Below are 1,991 nucleotides of genomic sequence, written 5' to 3' on the forward strand. Positions count from 1 at the left end.
TGTTTGCCCGGACTGCCCCAGTCCAGATAGTGGAGCCGCAGGCCGTTGACGGTTGCAAAACGATCGCGTGGGCGTGTCATCATGCCTCGTCCGGTGTCCGCGCTAGGCGTCTTTTTCGAGCATCGCCTTGACGACCTTGGCCGGCGACATGGGCAGTTCCTGCAGACGGATGCCGGCCGCCCGGTAGATGGCATTGGCAATCGCCGCCGGCGGCGGCACGATCGGCACTTCTCCGACGCCCCGAATGCCGATCGGGTGGCCGGGGTTGGCAACCTCGACCAGAATCGTCTCAATCATCGGCAGGTCGAGACAGGTCGGCATCCGGTAGTCCAGAAACCCGGTGTTCCGCAGCGTGCCCGTTTCGTCGTAGAAATACTCTTCGTTGAGCGCCCAGCCGATGCCCTGGGCCACCCCACCCTGGATCTGGCCCTCGACATAGCTCGGATGGACGGCCTTGCCAACATCTTGTGAAGCCGTGTAACGCACGATATCGACCTTGCCCGTCTCCGGGTCAAGCTCGATATCAACCACATGCGTGGCAAAGGTCGGGCCCACCCCCCGGGGGCGGACCGAGGCGCTGCCCATCACCGGTCCGCCGGAACGGGGCAGCTTGGGCGCCATCTGTTTGAGGCTCAGCGACTCGTGGCCGTTGGTCGTACACGACACCACGCCGTCCTGAAAAACCACCTCTTCGGGCTTGACCTTCCACAGCGTTGCCGCGCGTTGTTTGAGGATGCTGACCGCGTTGGTGGCCGCCTCATACACGGCCATGCCGGTCGCAAACGTCACCCGACTGCCGCCGGTCGTATCGGTATGCCCAATCGATTCGGTATCGGCCACGACCGGATGCACGTCTTCGGCAGCCAGACCCAACACCTCGGCGGCAATCATGGCGCACGACGCCCGACTGCCCCCAATGTCCGGGGAACCGGTGACCACGTTGGCCGTCCCGTCGGTGTTAATGCTGACCGTAGCCGAAGACTGAAAGGCGGCGTTAAACCAGAACCCCGTAGCTACGCCCCGGCCGCGCAGTTTACCGTCTCCAGACTGCGGCGGCGGAGACTGGTAGTGCTCGCCGTTCTTGATCGCCTCGACCGTCTCCACAAAGCCGATCCGCTTGAACTGCGGTCCGGCCGGCTGAGCCGTGCCTTCGCGGGCCGCGTTGCGCAGCCGGAACTCCAGCGGATCGATCCCCAGCTTCTCGGCCAGCTCGTCAATCACCGTCTCCGCAGCCATGGCTGGATTTGTCGCCCCAGGCGCCCGGTAGGCGCAGGTCTTGGGCTTGTTGACCACCACGTCGAAGCCGTCAATCTGGAAGTTTTCCAAATCGTAGGGCGCCAAAACGGTCATGCTGCCGGCCGCCACCGGAGAGCCCGGAAAGGCGCCGGCCTCAAACGACAGGCGCAGCTCGGCGGCCGTAATCCGGCCGTCCTTATCGGCTCCGATCTTGGCAGAGATATGAGAACCCGGCGTCGGACCGGTCGCCCGCAAGACCTCACTGCGGGTCATGACCATCTTGACCGGTCGGCCCGAGAGTTTTGACAACAGCAGGGCAACGTGTTCCAGGTAGACGGTGGTCTTGCCGCCAAAGCCGCCCCCGATTTCGGCCGGAATGACCTTGATCTTGCTGGGCGGCATCTTGAGCAGACCGCCGCACAGCTCACGGATCGCAAACGGTCCCTGGGTGCTGACCCACACGCTTGACTGCCCGTCGGCACTATACTGGGCCACGACATTGTGCGGCTCGATATAGCCCTGGTGAACCATCGAGGTCGCAAACTCTTTTTCCACAATCAGGTCGGCGGCCGCAAAGCCCGCGTCCAGATCGCCCCGGGCAAAGCGGACCTGGTTAGCGATATTGGTCGGGCTATCAGACGCGTCCGGCGTCCCGCCCGTGCGCAGCTCAGGGTGCAGGATCGGCGCGTCGTCCTGCATGGCCTCCAGCACGTTTTGCACGTGGGGCAGCACCTCGTACTCAACCCGAATCAGCT

The 1,991-nt window shown here is 63.9% G+C and carries 1 protein-coding gene; it reads right to left on the reverse strand.

What is annotated here, in order from left to right; translation table 11 throughout:
- Window positions 1-102: 102 nt before the first annotated feature.
- The coding region (locus J4F42_13555) for a molybdopterin-dependent oxidoreductase (protein ID MCE2486536.1) at window positions 103-1,991 on the reverse strand (1,889 nt) is incomplete at its 5' end.

The sequence above is a fragment of the Desulfurellaceae bacterium genome, from assembly GCA_021296095.1.
In the GTDB taxonomy this organism is placed as follows: domain Bacteria; phylum Desulfobacterota; class Binatia; order Bin18; family Bin18; genus JAAXHF01.